The 1,081-nt window shown below is 51.7% G+C and carries 1 protein-coding gene; it reads right to left on the bottom strand.

Annotation, left to right across the window (positions count from 1 at the left end; genetic code table 11):
• Positions 1-1,056 (bottom strand): hypothetical protein (locus E1189_RS01190; RefSeq protein WP_155158286.1); only part of this gene is annotated, 1,056 nt, incomplete at its 3' end.
• Between the last annotated feature and the right edge of the window lie 25 nt (positions 1,057-1,081).

The following is a 1,081-nucleotide window of genomic DNA, read 5'->3' as shown; positions in this document are numbered from 1 at the left end:
CCAGTTCCTGTGAACCTTAGGATCGGCAGTCAAACAAACCCAGGGGGGAGTACCAGGGAGCAGATTTTCTTCTGAAAATTGTACCAGTGGCCCACAGTGATTGAACCAGTTTCGACAGGCTTCCGGTCCACTGTCTGGAAGTGGGAACTTCTGCAAGGAAACATAATGACTATCCATCCTGGGGGGGGATTGCTTTTCTCGCAGCCATTCCGGGTGCCTGGACAAAACAGGCTCTGGAATCAAGTGTGTGGCGTCTGGAAACTGCTGTATAAACTCTGCACACAGTTTTTCGGTACGCCTGGCCACAGGCAGCCATGCCAGCCAGTGAAAAAAACGGCTCCGATGTGGCATGAAATCAGGAAAGTGCTCAAGGAAATTTTCAAGGTAGTAGAGGCGTGCCTCATCCATACTGTTAAGCGCCGGTGCCTTCTCCAGAAGCTTTTTACACATGGCCTGCGTACGCATGTGCTCTGGAATATTATATATGCTGGGTACCGGTTCGCTCTCCAGTGCCTGTTTCACCATACCTAGCGTGATACGGTGCTTGGGAATATAGCTAAGAGCCCCCCCCTCCTGAATCAGCGCCACCCTGCACAGTCTGTTGAACTCCGTGTTCGGCTCTTTTTCAAATTTCTCGATCAACCAGGGGGCGCGTCGGATAGCCTGCTCTTTCATGGTCTGAGTACGCTGATGGTGCGGCACATCCACGATAGCTGTGGGTTCTATCTGCACCAGAGCTTCAAAGTCTATAGGGTGATCAGGGAACATCGTGGCCACCTTGGGAAGAACCTGTTTATTGCTGGCGATGCAGGCATCAAGAAAGGCCGGGGTGAGCAGTTCCGGTGGTAGACATTTGAGAAGGTGTGGTGCTTCCTTTATGAGCAAGAGCCCTAGCTCGTGATCAAAAAGAGCATCCCTGAGCTCTGCGGGCAAGGAGAAAAACAAATTGGCCAGTGAATAGTCAGGCAATAGCGTTCTCAGAGCGTCGCGCATTGAATCGGGAGAGGCTGTTATGCGAATGCCCAGGCTATTGAGGTATAACCTCTCTTCTATCATACGCAATGCCTGGAGCGGGTCACTG

The organism is Parendozoicomonas verongulae, assembly GCF_009711465.1.
GTDB classification, from domain to species: Bacteria; Pseudomonadota; Gammaproteobacteria; order Pseudomonadales; family Endozoicomonadaceae; genus Sansalvadorimonas; species Sansalvadorimonas verongulae.
This window is presented reverse-complemented; position numbering and strand designations above follow the sequence as displayed.